The sequence below is a fragment of the Bacillus salipaludis genome, assembly GCF_004358205.1.
In genome coordinates this window covers 347,276-360,871 of the sequence record NZ_SMYO01000003.1, presented here as the reverse complement: position 1 = coordinate 360,871, position 13,596 = coordinate 347,276, and the positions used below count along the sequence as shown (strand labels likewise).

Genomic DNA, 13,596 nt, shown 5'->3' with positions numbered 1-13,596 from the left:
TTTCACAAATGACCTTTTTTAATTACATTACAGGTATCTCGATTGGTGCGGTGGCCGGTTCTATGACCATTGATTCAAGTATTAAAGTTTCAACAGGAATTGTCAGCCTTTTAACTTGGACCGGGTTAACGGTATTGGTAGGTATTGTTGATCTAAAGTTTAGAAAGTTTCGAAAGATAGTTGAAGGGGAACCGATCATTCTCATAAAACAAGGGAAGGTATTAGAAAAGGCTTTAAAAAAATCGAGCTTGGATATAAAACAGTTACAGATGCTTCTTCGTAAAAAAGATGTATTTTCTTTTCAAGATGTTGATTATGCCATTTTCGAAACAAGTGGGGAATTATCGGTAATGCTTAAGGAAGCGAAACAGCCATTGAAGCAGGAACAACTGCCATTTCAGGTCAAACAACAACAACAAGCACCGATACCAATGCAGATAATTACAGATGGCAAGGTAATTGAAGAGAATTTACAGCAATTAAATATAGACAGAAATTGGGTAGATGAGCAATTAACACGAGCCGGAACAATTCTTTCTGAAGTCTTTTATGCGGAATTACAAAAGGACGGTTCCTTATATATTGATAAACGAAATGATCAATTCCTTCATTAAAAAAGGCATCCTTGCTCAGAGGATGCCCCGATTTCCCTTTAAACGGTTATTGGTGCTTGATTTCTAAGTGCCTGTGGAATGTAAACACAGTAAGGCTCACTCTCCATATAGTCCCCTGTTACGGCATAGGTTCTCGAGCGGGAACCGCCGCAAACCTTGTTATATTCACATACACCACATTTCCCTTGATAGTTGTCCGGCTGCCTTAGTTCTTTAAATATTTTTGAATCACGGTAAATATCCGCAAGAGGCGTCTTGCGAACATTCCCACCGACAATTGGCAGCAATCCGCTCGGCATGACATCCCCAATATGGGAAACGAAAAGAAAGCCATTACCATCATTCACCCCTTTAGGAGCTCGTTTCAGGCCGTCGTGCATCGAAGCAAAGTCGGTGGTTATCGAATTTTCGTAACAAATTTCGCCGTTTGTAATGAGGTGCTCACGTGCTTTTTGCTGAAGTACGACACGTCGGTAGTGCTGGGCAGCAGTTGTTTTAATATCATACGGTGCCGTTTTGCTTAACTCATATAGCCAACGGAAAACTTTTTCGTGCTCTGCGGGAGTAATGCAAGCATCTAACTGGCCCCTGCCGGTTGGAACGAGTAAGAAAATATACCACATCACTGCTTTTAATTCTCCGACAAGCTTGGCCATTTTTTCTAATGAATCATAATTGTAACGGGAAATGACCGTATTAATTTGAAGCGGCATGTTAAGTTCATTTAAGTAGTTTATTTTTTCAAACGTTAATTGAAAGGATCCTGGTGTTCCGCGGAAATGATCATGAATTTCGGGTGTCGGGCCATCCAAACTAAAGCCCCAGCGGGAAAGACCGACCGCTTTTGCTCGCTCCATGCGTTCCTTTGTAACGTTTGCAGTGGCGCTGGGAGTCATTGAGACACGCATCCCTTTTTTAACTGCATAATCAGCAAACTCAAAAAGATCCTCACGCATCATACAATCCCCGCCAGTAAATACAAGCATTGGGTTATCCAGTTCAAAGATTTGATCAATCAGGTTAAGGCCTTCCTCATGGGTCAGCTCCCTGGTGTCTGGTGTCAGTTGGGCATCTGCCCGGCAATGGACACATTTAAGTTGGCATGCCCGTGTTACCTCCCAAATCACAATAAACGGATTTTGATTGTAATCAATGATTTTACCTAAACCATAAGGATGGCCATTACTTGATGGATGTCCTTTCTCAAAACCATGCATCTTTATCACCAAAATTCTATGTATTTTGTAAGAATTATCTCTCAAGTTTTATTATAAATTTGTCTTTCAGTTGTGAATGGATGGTTTGTTACAATATTTCTAAATCCTTTTTACAGATATTTGTCTATTCTCCCTTTTAAACTATTAAAAATATATTACAAGAATGTTACAATCCATTGGGGTTCTATGAAGAAAACAGCCCTGAATCCAATTATGATAAAGGTTGGAATTGGTTCTAATGATTGTTACATTAAGTGCTTTCTCTACCAATATAGGAATAGATAGCCAATCCCTCCAAATTTTACGGCTATTTCCAACATTACATCTTCTATTATGATGGTAGTAACAATAAATAAAGAGGAGTGCCACCATGAAAAAACAACTTTTAACAGCTTTTGCTGCTGCCGGATTATTATTTACAGCATTTGGAGGTTCGGCTAGTGCAGAAGAAAATGTATACACTGTTAAATCTGGCGACACACTTTGGAAGATTTCGCAAGCTAACAATGTAACGGTTAGTAATCTAATAACCTTGAACCACCTTTCTACTAATACTATCTATGTAAATCAGAAGCTATTACTTTCAGCTCAAATAGAGACTACTGCTGTCACTAATTCTACCTATACGGTAAAATCTGGAGATACGCTTTGGAAAATTGCTACCGCTTTCAATACAACGGTTGCAGCATTGAAAAGTTTGAATGGGTTAACTTCTGATACCATTTATGTGGGACAAACTTTAAAGGTAAAGGGAACGACTGCTATGGCTCCTTCGGTAGAAACGAGGGCACAGTCCGTAATGACTGAGGCAAAAAAATATATTGGAACTCCATATTTATGGGGGGGAAGTACTCCAACCGGTTTTGATTGCAGCGGATTTAGTAGCTATGTATTTAATAAAGTTGGGATAACGATCCCAAGAACTGCTGCGACACAATGGTCTGGATTAAAAACAATCAGCGCCCCGCAGCCAGGTGATTTAGTATTTTTTGAAACGTATGCACCAGGCCCTACTCATGTTGGAATCTATTTGGGCAACAACCAATTTATCAGTGCAACCTCATCATCTGGGGTTACGGTTAGTGATATGAATAATACCTATTGGAAGCCTAGATATTTAGGTGCAAAAACAGCATTTTGATAGAAAACGAGGAAGGTCTTTTATCGAACGATAAAAGGCCGTTTTATGCATTTGAAAAGTCTTAATGTTAGAAGAAGGATTCTTCTATTAAAATAATGAATATGTAGTATAGCTAAGAATAAAAATTTTAACCGAGGAGAAATAGATGCTAAAAAGACTAGTCAGTATTAGTGTATTAATTTTGATTATTGTACTCGGCTACTTGCAGAAAGATGACCTTGTCCACTTGATAAAGCAAGGCGGGACAGTTTCGATTTTTATCAGTATGCTTTTAGTAGCAATTTGTGTCTTTTTCCCGCTGATTCCATTTCCTGTGTTAGCCGGAATGATTGGGGCAATATTTGGGACAGCCCAAGGTATGTTTATCTCTTTAATAGGAGCCATGGCTGGAACAATAGTTTTCTTTTTTATCACCAGATATGGATTTAGGGATTATGCCCAGGAAAAGCTCTTGAAATATCCTAAGTTTCAGGAATATGAGAAATTTCTCAATCGCAATTCCTTTCTTGCCATTTTAGCCTGCCGATTAGTTCCAATTATTCCAGCACCGGTTGTAAATATTATTTGTGGTCTTAGTAAAGTAAATTGGCTCATATTCTTTACCGCTTCAACCATCGGTAAGATCCCGAATATATTGTTGTTATCGTTTGTTGGTGCAACGCTAAGCAGCAATAAGCTCTTATCCTTTGGTTTATATGGCTTTTATATATTAGTTATCTTTCTGATTAACTTTGTTATTGTCTACCGCAAGAAAGCTAAGACACTTAAATAACGCTTTTAATCGATATCTCGTTATTTTTTCCTTCTAAGGTGACGATTTTTTTGAAGTAGCTTTTTAAAATAAGCCACCTGGCCGGGTAAGAGTAAATAAAATCCTCCATCACTTCTGGGGAATAGAAGACCAAACAATCCAATTGGGCTTTGTTCTTTTTCAAATCATAAAGCAGTGCATGAGGAATCGAATAATGTTGATAGATTTGGTTAGGATTTAATTTTACAATTTGAATGCTTTTGCTTTGAATATGATTTAAAATGCTTTGTTCTTGGAGGGTAAAGCTTTCTTCCTTCGATAAATTATTTATTTTTATTTGTTCATTTATAAAATAAATGCCTTTCATTTATGACCACCCCATTTTATTACTTGATTGGTATTGTTATTGACAGGGAACGGGGTTCGTATACCCATAAATGAAATGGTTTTTCTGAAAGGTGATAAACATGTCAATTTGGAAAAAAGATGGTTTTTTTATTTGTACGGAAAAACAATACCTTGATGTCTCAGTGGTTCATCATTTTTTAAGTGAGGAATCCTATTGGGTACCAGGAATTAAACTTGAAGTTGTAAAAAAATCAATCGAGAATTCATCGATTTGTTTTGGGGTATACGAGGGAAATCCAGCCCAAGGAAATGCTAAACAGATCGGCTTTGCCCGTGCAGTCAGTGATTTTTGTAGGTTTGGCTGGATCATGGATGTTTTCATTCTTGATGAATTTCGCGGTAGAGAGTTATCCAAATGGCTGATGGAAATCATTACGGAACAGTCTGATTTAAAGGACGCTGCGAAATTAATGTTGGCTACTAATGATGCCCACGGACTGTATGCACAATATGGGTTTAAGACGATTGAAAATCGGGATCTTTATATGGAACGAAAGTTATAGTTTGTTGGGCAAAAAAATGACCCGGCAAATGCCTGCCGGGCTTGACAATACAAATCTATATTAAAAGGGGAGCGGTGTAGGTTCGTCCTGAACCTGTTTTTATCTTAACGAAAATTTATGAACAAACTATGAAGGAAACTTTAATAGTTTTGGAAATGTAAGTTTTAAATTAAAGGTGGAGAATATTATGAAAGATTACCATTGCTGTGCCACATGCCAGCATTTTAAGGCAGAGAAAAAAGAAAAAAACATGCACTATTACTGCAGCCGGCTACGCTACGAAACCAAAACCCACTACAAATTCAACTGCTGGACCCCAAAAGAACATATCAAAAAACTATTGCGGTGACATAATGCGGTGACAGGCACCGTTCGTGGACAAAACGGGTTTATTGTCCGTTTGAGGCGGACAATAAGCAAGGTAATAATTGATAGTGCTTTTTGGGTCTGAAAAATTGGCAGCACGGGAACTAACAATGGGTCTCAGTGCCCGTAAAGACAAAAAAATCGGCAGCACGGGAACTAACACGGGTCTCGATGCCCACCAAATGGCAGAAAATCACCTGCATGGGAACTGACAAAAACACTAAACGAACAAGCCTGCACCCTACCCAAGCCCTACATTAACTCTCTTCTTCTTAACACCGGTAAACCACAAACTCATCATGAAACTAACCACACCAATTCCAATCAACACGCCCCCAAGTATTTCCATGTTCTCCGACGAAACCTCGGACCCAAAAATTAATCCCAGAACTATTGAAGATAAAATCGAGCCCAAATATCGGCAGGTTTGAAATAAACCTGAAGTGGTCCCAAGCATTTCTTTCGGACTTTCTTTCAACATCGCCACTTGCAAAACAACATTTCCAATCCCATAACTCAAACCCATTATTGCCAAAATCAACCCAATTTGCCACCAATTGGCTGCCTTGATAAAGAAAAGAGACAAAATAATAGCACCTAAAACAGATAGCAGCGCACCAAATATAATCGGCTGCTTAACCCCCGACTTATCAATCCATTTACCGGTGATGGGTGAAATAATAATACTCATCCCAGACATAAACAGCATAAACAAACCGCTTTTTTCCACACCAAAATGCATGGCATCCTGGAAATAAAGGGGGAGACCGAAAAATAAACAATAAAAAAAGATATTTAACACGATAAACTGCAGATAAACCCATGAAAGCTGGCGATGTGTTTTAAAAATCCGTACATCAATAAATGGCACCTTCACATGTAACTCCCGCCAAACAAATAATAAGAAAAATATTAACCCTGCGACTCCGGATAGATAATGAATTTTTGATTCAAATGATAACAAAAACCATAAAAGGAAGACCATTCCGCCCGCAAAAAAAGCGATCCCTAATAAATCAAGATGAGAAAGAAACTCTTTCATACTTTCTCTCTCTCGTGGAGGATCCTTTGGGAACATATACCATCCTAGTAGCAAACTAATAAGGAGGAAGGGGACATTTACCCAAAAAATCGCCGGCCAGTCTCCCCATACAATCAAAAATCCTCCAAGCGTTGGACCTAGTGCTGTCATAGCGGAAGCAAAAATAGAAAGAACCGATAATGCTGAAGCTTGTCTATCTTTAATATTGTCCCGAATCAACGATACCCCAGAAGGATAAATAGCACTGCTGCCAATCGATTGAATCAGACGCATGAACAATAACATTAGAAAGGTTGTGGAAAACGGTGCTGTAAAAGCTGATATGGCAACAAGAAACAATCCCGTGATAAAGGTCTTCTTACGGCCAATTAAATCACCAATTTTTCCAGTAACAGGTTGAGCAACAGCACTAGCAAGGTAAAAGGATGAAATTAACCAGGAAACAGTTGTAAATGAAAGGTGGAAATCCTTTTGGATGCTCGTTAAGGCAAGTGAAATCATTGATGAATTTAACGGGTTCAGCATGGTACCAGAAGCGACCGCCGTTAAAAATAAGGCGCGATTTTTCTTCATGTGTTCATTCCCTTTGCAAACGAATTTCTAGGTGTTTCGATAAACATAATCTTAGCGATAAACTCTTTTTCTAAAAAAATAATGATAGACGATAACTAATAGGCTTTCAACAAATACGTAAACACAAATGGAATAACGTAACCCGTAGCCATTTTTATAATGAAAAATTCCGATTTTTACACACAGCCATTCAAGCGCTATGGCACCAACGGTCCACGCCAAAATATATACCATACACAGTAGTCCGCTAACTTTAAATTTTTCAAAGAAATAAATAAAGAGGTATCCAAAAGGACAATACATCATATAGGACAAAATATCAAAAAATTCATAGTCTGATACATCGCCAACATCATAAAAATCAAGTGGTGGAACAGCAATGGAATGGTCAAAGAACATTCCAAAAAATGGTCCGAATAGAAGACAGAATAGCATTGCAGACATCGGCATTATTTTTGGCATGAAATATACCAAACTAAAGCCCCCAAGTATCATGAACAGAATAAAATATTCGTTAATATTAAAGTGACGATCATAAATTTGATAGATGATCATTCAAATTTTTCTCCTTTGAAAATATTTTCCTAAACAGGTACGCAAATAGGAGGCAGATAAGTATTAAACTAATATTAAATAAAGCTTCTCGGAAATGGGACCAATGACGATAATGAAAATATCCCAGCTGCAAAAATAAATTTTCGGCAGCTTGGATTGTTAAAAAGATTGCAGCAGTAATGCCTACTTTAGCCCATTTCATTTTAAATGAGAAAAACAGATTTACGTAGATGAGGAGAAAAATCGGAAGAGATAGATCACGAAAAAGAAGAATAGTGGTAAAAGCCATTGGGTTTGTATTTGGAATTAAATGGTTTAAAGTAAAAGTAAAAATTGTAAAGAAATTAATATGAACAATCTGAAAAGACAGAAAGGTGAGGATATTAATAGTATTTGAAAGACTTTTTTTCATTAACAAGAAAAAACTTAATGCAAACCAAGTTATTAATAAAAAATATACTAACCCCATTTAATTCACCATACCCATAAAGTTTCTAACCCTAGCATTTCCTAACGAACCAGTGTCTAGACAAGATTATCACTGGATACCTTGAAATCATTGCGGGAAGGATAATGATTAAATGTAATTAACAAAAGGTGAGGTAGAGAAGATATGGGGAGCCCGTCATTTGAACATAAACAAAATAAACCCCTTCTCATTTGGAAAATGGCCGTAGCAAGCACAATTTCTTGGCAAATTGCGCAAATTGCTGGGTCGCATCATCCCTATTTTGCCCCGATTTCGGTGATTCTTTGTATGCAGGCAACCATTAATCGTTCGATTCGATTCTCCTATCACCGAATGGCAGGAACCATTATCGGGATTTCCGTTACCGTTTTGGCAGCACCCTATATCAATGTAACAAGTTGGACGATAGGGATTCTAATCCTTATCGGATGCTTCATTGCCAAATGGTTGAAAAGTGATGAAACGGCGATCCATCAGGTCGCTTTAACGATATTGCTAGTTTTTGTCGTCGGGCAGAGAGCGGGGGATTATCCAATCGATCGTTTTCGAGATACATTAATTGGTGCAATGATAGCTGTGATAATCCATATGCTTGTCTATCCTCCGAATTTTACAAAGCAATCAAAAAAAAATCTTATACAGCTTACAGAACATTTAACAGCCACCTTTACCAAGGTTTCCGATTGGATTCATCATGGGCTTGATCAGAATGCGGGGGGACAACTCCAAATAGAAATAAATCAACTTCTCGAAGAACTTCATCAATCAAAGCAAATGATTCAGAATGCCCAAGAAAGTCTTAAATACAATCCATATGCAAGTAAAAGTATCAAAGAGCTGGCTCTCGACCAGCAAAGGATTTACTCCTTAACAAAGGGTTATTCATATTTAGCTCAGAGTGTGGAAATCTTGATGGCATGGGCTAGATCCGGAAGTATGACAGCTGAGAATCAAAAAGTCTGGGGTGACCAAGTGAAAGCCTTGGCTCCTTTATTTCAGAAAACTTCGGCAGACCGTAGTCCGCCGAGTGAGTACCTGCATGTTTCAATTGCAAAGGAACTGGAAAACCAGCAATACTTCATCGCGTTATTCAATCAAACTGCGGCCTTATTAAAAGAAAACTAATATGGCGGGAGAATCCAATATGGCCTCATCATTTCATAGTCTTCATGCTCAAGCATATGGCAGTGCCATACATATCGGCCTGTAAAAGGGAAAAATGGAATAATAATTCTTGTTATGTGACCAGGTGGGCATTTCACGGTATCCTTCCAGCCCCTTTCTCCCGAATCAGGGGCTACGGGTAAACCAGTGTATCTAATTCTCCTCGTGTTTTTATAATGTTTCACATCAAAAGGCAGTCGGTCTAAAATTTGAAATTGAACAAGATGGACGTGAATAGGATGATCATCCCCATTTGTATTCACAAAGCACCAAATCTCATTTGTCCCAACCTGAGGATTTTCGGAAATCGGATCATCCCATTTTTTTTGATCTAATAAAAATAGCGACCTGCCAAACTGATCTTTTTCTTCGCTCAATTGTAAAAACCTTTGCTTATGGGCAGTAGACTCCGGTAGACGATGAATTGTTTCCATAAAGGGTGGAATCACACTTGTATCCATGCTTGAAAGTGGTTTTGTTACACGGAACTGCATCACCGTCCCAGTGGTGCCAGGGTCCACGGGATCTCCAATTGGGAAATGTGTACGTGCATCATTTTTCATAAGGATGGACTTTCCATTCAACTTGGAAAAATCAACGATCACATCAGCCCGCTCAGCCGGGGCGAGCAGAAGTGACTGAACTCTATTGGGCCGCTCCAAAAGACCGCTGTCTGTGCCAATCTGAAAGAACGGTTGTCCCGAGTTGAGAAACAAATGAAAAAACCTCGCATTTGCTCCATTTAATAAGCGAAGTCGATATTTTCTTGGCTCCACTTCAAGAAAGGGCCAGACCTTCCCATTAACAACAATGGTATCCCCAAAAAAGGAAGAAATTATGGAGGGCGTAAATTCAGTCGGATGTTCTGATGATTGTTCAGGATAAAATAAGGAACCATCTTCATAAAAGGAACGGTCCTGAAGCAGTAAGGGAATTTCAAACTTTCCGCTAGGGAGATTTAGTGATCGTTCACGCGGATCGCGGATGAGATAAAATCCTGCTAACCCGGCATAAATATTTAATCGGGTAATCCCAATTGCATGGTCGTGATACCAAAGTGCCCTTGCACTTTGCAGGTTCCCATATTCATAAATTTTTTTCGTGAAAAAGGGACCTTTTTTTTCAAATCCCTTTGTAAACCATGCATCTGGATAGCCATCACTCTCCGGTTCTGTCCTGCCCCCATGTAGATGAACAACAGTGCGAACATCTGGTTTAACCTTTTCTGCGCCGTGAACCGTATGGTCGATTGGAAAGAGATGCTTTTCAGGAAGATTGTTCATCCATTTCACAAAGACCCTTTCACCAGTTTCCACTTCAAAGGTGGGACCAGGGTATAATCCTTCATATCCCCATATGGGTGTATGAGGAATTTGGCTATGCAGACTTTGTTTTACCTCCTCCATTTTTACCTCATAATACGTGTAATCTGCTGATTTCCATTTTGGCTTTAGTACGGGTGGAATTGGCAAAGGGTCTATAAATTTGGTTAATTTCACACCAACCGCTCCTAACAAAGGATGTTTTTAAAAGATTATGCGTTCACAAAGTTAAAAATTAACCTTCTAGGATGATATAAAGCATGAATATAAATAGGGTAGGAATTTTTGTGCTGTTAGGAGGGAAACAGTATTGGAGATTATTGGGAAAAGTGTCATACGTAAGGAAGCACAGGAAAAAGTGACAGGAAGGGCTCGCTACACGCATGACCACCAATCAGTCAAAATGCTTTCCTGTAAAATGGTCATCAGTCCATATGGGCATGCGCGAATCGTGTCCATTGATACAACAGAAGCAGAAAAAATGCCAGGGGTTAGGGCCATTGTAAAAGGAAGTGCAAATCTTCCTCTAATCGGAGAAAGCGTACGTGACCGCCCGCCAATCGCTAATGAAAGGGTGCGTTACCATGGAGAGCCCGTGGTCCTTGTAGTTGCGGATACCGCACCACAGGCAAAAAAAGCAGCAGGTCGGGTAAAGGTTCAATATGAATTACTTCCGGTAGTCAATTCGCCGACACAGGCTTTTCAAAAAAATGCTCCCCTTCTACACCCACTGTTAGGTGAATATAAAAAGGATGAGGTATCCTTCCCGGTTCCGGGCACCAATATTGCTACTCATTATAAAATCCGCAAGGGCAGCATGGAGAAGGGCTGGGAAGAAAGTGAAACAACAGTCGAGGCTAGTTTTTCCTTTTCACCATCGGATCATGTAGCAATGGAAACAAGATGTGCGATTTGCGAGATTCTGCCCGATGGCATCATTAACATTACCACTTCATCGCAGGCCCCTTTCATGGTCAAAAGACTTATTTCTGACTACTTTGGTGAGGATATGGGGAAAATTGTTGTTCATACTCCTTTTGTTGGTGGAGCTTATGGCGGCAAGGCACCAGTCCAGCTTGAAGTGTTTGCATATTTAGCCTCAAAGGCAGTGGGCGGAAGACCGGTCAAGGTATTGAATGACAGAGAAGAGGATATCCTCACGTCTCCCTGTCATATTGGATTAGATGCAAAGGTTAAAATTGGTGCTGACCGAAGCGGGAATATAAAAGTAATGGAAATAGGCTATTGGTGGGATGGCGGGGCCTATTCCGATAAAGCCATCGATGTTTCAAGATCAGGGGCCGTGGATTGTACGGGACCATACCATGTCGAAAATGTTTGGTGTGACTCCTACTGTATGTATACGAATCATCCATATGCTTCACCATTTAGAGGTTTCAGCCATTCTGAGATTTCGTTTGCGATTGAAAGAACAATGGATTTACTTTCCCAAAAATTAAGGATGGACCCGCTAGAGCTTCGCTATAAGAATGCAATCAAGCCGGGAAACACAACTCCTTCTAGGGTTCTATTAAATAAAAGTAATGTAGGAAACTTACAGAAATGTATTGAGAGATTAAGAGGAATTTTCAACTGGGAGGAGGGAGCTATTAAAGAGATTGATGACCGCTATGTACGTGTAAAGGGAGTAAGTTGCAGTTGGAAGACATCTACTGTCGATTCGGATGCTCCTTCTGGTGCAATTATAACCTTTAATAAAGATGGAAGCGTTAATTTAATGTCCGGTGTCGTTGAAATTGGAACAGGGACAAAGACGATTCTGGCGCAAATTCTTGCAGAGCGATTGAATATGGACGTAAACAAAGTTCACGTACGAATGGAAGTCGATACCCAAACAACACCCGAGCATTGGAAAACCGTTGCAAGCAGGGGAACGTTTATGGGAGGGAGGGCTGTCTTAGAAGCAGCAGATGATGTCATTCGCCAGTTAAAGGAAGTGGCAGCCTGTGTTTTAAGAGCACCAATTGAGGACCTTGAAGTGGCAAACAGCCGGGTTTTTCTCCGGGATGATCCTTCCATTGGACTTGAATTTAAAGACGTTGGCTATGGTTATAAATATCCGAATGGAAATGCGATTGGCGGACAAATCATCGGTAAGGGGAATTATATTTTACGGCATCTCACAACGATTGATCCGGAAACTGGCGCAGGAAAGCCAGGGCCGGAATGGACCGTGGCAGCCTATGGAGTGGAAGTAGAGTTTGACCGAAGGAACTTTACTTACCGTCTTGTAAAAGCTGCAACTGTAGTTGATATCGGAAAGGTCATGAATGAAAAAGCGGCAGAAGGCCAGGTGATGGGGGCGATGAGCATGGGTCTCGCTTTTGCCGGCAGGGAGACATTTTATTTTGATGAACTTGGCAGGGTATTGAATCCACAGCTTAGAACGTACCGACCGTTGCACTATGGAGAAAACCCCGAATTCTTAGTCGGTTTTGTTGAAACCCCGCAGCTTGATGGACCATATGGGGCTCGCGGTGTTGGGGAGCATGGTTTAATGGGAATGCCTGGTGCACTTGGGAATGCCCTCTCCATCGCAGCCGGAGTATCTCTTCATCATTTACCTCTGATTCCGGAGCTAATCTGGAAGACAAAGGGGGGACACAGTGATGATTCCATTTGACTTTGATTACTATAGACCAACATCGGTAAGGGAAGCAGTGGATTTATACCAATATTTGGACCAGCAGGGAAAACAACCGATGTTTATCTCCGGCGGGACTGAATTAATAACCCTTGGAAGAATTGATCTTGTTTATACGGAAGCCGTTATTGATCTAAAGGGATTGGCAGAATCTCATGTTATGGAGATGGATGGGGATTATCTTGTTCTGGGAAGTTCCCTAACCCTTACGCAAATTGAGGAAGCAGATCCATTTCCCTTATTAACGAAAACAGCCAGCGAAGTGGCAGACCATACGGCGCGGGGGAAAATTACGCTTGGCGGCAATATTTGCGCACAAATTTTTTACCGAGAGACAGTACTGCCATTTTTATTAGCGGATAGTCAAGCGGTCAGCGTTGGTCCTGAAGGAGTAAAAGTAGCTTCCCTGAATGATATTTTTCAAAAACAGCTGCAATTAAACAGGGGTGAATTTCTAATTCAATTAGCGACAGAGAAAAGGTATATTGAAGCCCCGTTTATCAGCATCAAGCGGAGACAGCAATGGGATACCGGGTATCCTTTAATTACAATTAATGCATTAAAAATTGATGGCCAAATCCGTGTGGCAGTGAGTGGTCTCTGTCCATTTCCATTTCGCTCGGAAAAAATAGAAAGCTCGTTAAATAACCGTTCATTGCCCGTTTCTGAGCGTATTACTCGTGCTTTATCGGGCTTACCCGAACCCATTTTAAGTGATATCGAAGGGTCAAGTGAATACCGTTTATTTGTTTTACGACATTTATTTGAAGATGTAATATTCGAACTTGATGGGGCGACGGTTTGAC

13 protein-coding genes are annotated in these 13,596 nt (G+C 40.0%); 8 read left to right on the top strand and 5 right to left on the bottom strand.

What is annotated here, in order from left to right; genetic code table 11:
* The first annotated feature begins 8 nt into the window (after positions 1-8).
* The gene (locus E2K98_RS07150; RefSeq protein ID WP_165976199.1) at positions 9-614 is read left to right on the top strand and encodes a DUF421 domain-containing protein; all 606 of its coding nucleotides are present in this window, start codon (positions 9-11) and stop codon (positions 612-614) included.
* A gap of 38 nt (positions 615-652) precedes the next feature.
* Here E2K98_RS07150 and E2K98_RS07145 read toward each other — a convergent pair whose 3' ends face one another.
* Positions 653-1,831 (bottom strand): TIGR04053 family radical SAM/SPASM domain-containing protein, encoded by a 1,179-nt coding sequence (locus E2K98_RS07145; RefSeq protein WP_133333563.1) that lies wholly within the window; start codon positions 1,829-1,831, stop codon positions 653-655.
* Between the two features lie 370 nt (positions 1,832-2,201).
* Here E2K98_RS07145 and E2K98_RS07140 point away from each other — a divergent pair, with 370 nt between their 5' ends.
* Entirely contained in the window at positions 2,202-2,972 is a 771-nt protein-coding gene (locus tag E2K98_RS07140; protein ID WP_133333562.1) for a C40 family peptidase, read from the top strand.
* 145 nt (positions 2,973-3,117) lie between these two features.
* Positions 3,118-3,744, top strand: coding sequence for a TVP38/TMEM64 family protein (locus E2K98_RS07135; RefSeq protein ID WP_133333561.1), 627 nt, complete (start codon positions 3,118-3,120; stop codon positions 3,742-3,744).
* Here E2K98_RS07135 and E2K98_RS07130 read toward each other — a convergent pair.
* On the bottom strand, positions 3,737-4,090 hold the full coding sequence (locus E2K98_RS07130; RefSeq protein ID WP_133333560.1) for a hypothetical protein: 354 nt from the start codon (positions 4,088-4,090) through the stop codon (positions 3,737-3,739). The two genes, E2K98_RS07135 and E2K98_RS07130, sit on opposite strands and share 8 nt — an antisense overlap.
* Before the next feature lie 100 nt (positions 4,091-4,190).
* On the opposite strand from E2K98_RS07130, the gene E2K98_RS07125 reads away from it, so the two are divergent.
* The gene (locus E2K98_RS07125; protein WP_133333559.1) at positions 4,191-4,634 is read left to right on the top strand and encodes a GNAT family N-acetyltransferase; all 444 of its coding nucleotides are present in this window, start codon (positions 4,191-4,193) and stop codon (positions 4,632-4,634) included.
* Positions 4,635-5,062: 428 nt separating this feature from the next.
* Positions 5,063-5,212, top strand: coding sequence for a hypothetical protein (locus E2K98_RS30825; protein WP_165976198.1), 150 nt, complete (start codon positions 5,063-5,065; stop codon positions 5,210-5,212).
* Positions 5,213-5,241: 29 nt separating this feature from the next.
* Here E2K98_RS30825 and E2K98_RS07120 read toward each other — a convergent pair whose 3' ends face one another.
* Both E2K98_RS07120 and E2K98_RS07115 read right to left on the bottom strand, forming a co-directional pair.
* A complete protein-coding gene (locus tag E2K98_RS07120; RefSeq protein ID WP_133333558.1) occupies positions 5,242-6,615 on the bottom strand; it encodes an MFS transporter in 1,374 nt (457 codons plus the stop codon).
* A gap of 51 nt (positions 6,616-6,666) precedes the next feature.
* Complete coding sequence (locus tag E2K98_RS07115) at positions 6,667-7,170, bottom strand: hypothetical protein (protein WP_133333557.1); 504 nt, start codon at positions 7,168-7,170, stop codon at positions 6,667-6,669.
* A gap of 613 nt (positions 7,171-7,783) precedes the next feature.
* Here E2K98_RS07115 and E2K98_RS07110 point away from each other — a divergent pair.
* Positions 7,784-8,764, top strand: a complete 981-nt coding sequence (locus E2K98_RS07110) for an FUSC family protein (RefSeq protein ID WP_133333556.1) — start codon at positions 7,784-7,786, stop codon at positions 8,762-8,764.
* Here the strand turns inward: E2K98_RS07110 and E2K98_RS07105 are convergent.
* The gene (locus E2K98_RS07105; protein WP_133333555.1) at positions 8,761-10,302 is read right to left on the bottom strand and encodes a multicopper oxidase family protein; all 1,542 of its coding nucleotides are present in this window, start codon (positions 10,300-10,302) and stop codon (positions 8,761-8,763) included. The genes E2K98_RS07110 and E2K98_RS07105 overlap by 4 nt on opposite strands.
* 133 nt (positions 10,303-10,435) lie before the next feature.
* On the opposite strand from E2K98_RS07105, the gene E2K98_RS07100 reads away from it, so the two are divergent.
* Both E2K98_RS07100 and E2K98_RS07095 read left to right on the top strand, forming a co-directional pair.
* The gene (locus E2K98_RS07100; protein ID WP_133333554.1) at positions 10,436-12,769 is read left to right on the top strand and encodes a xanthine dehydrogenase family protein molybdopterin-binding subunit; all 2,334 of its coding nucleotides are present in this window, start codon (positions 10,436-10,438) and stop codon (positions 12,767-12,769) included.
* Positions 12,756-13,595: an FAD binding domain-containing protein gene (locus tag E2K98_RS07095; protein ID WP_133333553.1), complete on the top strand. Its 840-nt coding sequence runs from the start codon at positions 12,756-12,758 to the stop codon at positions 13,593-13,595. The genes E2K98_RS07100 and E2K98_RS07095 overlap by 14 nt, the downstream gene beginning before the upstream one ends.
* Position 13,596 lies beyond the last annotated feature (1 nt).